This is a genomic window from Nocardioides sp. CPCC 206348, assembly GCF_048654705.1.
GTDB lineage: Bacteria > Actinomycetota > Actinomycetes > Propionibacteriales > Nocardioidaceae > Nocardioides.
The window spans coordinates 12,526-12,959 of record NZ_JBMCZA010000220.1 but is presented as its reverse complement, the minus strand read 5'-3'; the positions used below and the strand labels follow the sequence as shown (position 1 = coordinate 12,959).

General features: G+C 72.4%; 1 protein-coding gene. It reads left to right on the top strand.

Features of this window, described 5'->3' with window-relative positions:
- Positions 1–434, top strand: a 434-nt coding sequence (locus ACOADB_RS24615; RefSeq protein ID WP_378605061.1) for an AEC family transporter, incomplete at both ends; no start/stop codon positions are given.

The following is a 434-nucleotide window of genomic DNA, read 5'->3' as shown; positions in this document are numbered from 1 at the left end:
CCGGCGTGCTCGAGGGGTTCCTGACGATCGCGGTGGTCATCGCGCTCGGGTCCCTGCTCGCGCACCTCGGCATCGTCGACCTGCGCGGCCAGCGCAGCCTCTCGCTCACCGCGTTCTACGTCGCCAGCCCGGCGCTGCTGGTGACGGTGCTGGAGGACTCCGACCCGTCCAGCGTGCTCTCGGGGCCGCTGATCGCGACGGCGGCCGGCGTGGTGGTCGCCGCGGGGATCCTGATCGCGGTCGCGATCGCGCGCGGGCTCGACTCCGGGACAGCCGTGATCGGTGCGCTCTGCTCGGCGTACGTCAACGCCGGCAACCTCGGCATCCCCATCGCCGCCTACGCGCTGGGGGACGCAGCGCTCGTCGTACCGGCCCTGTTGATGCAGCTGCTCTTCCTGCAGCCGCTCGCGCTGACCGTGCTCGACGTCGTGACC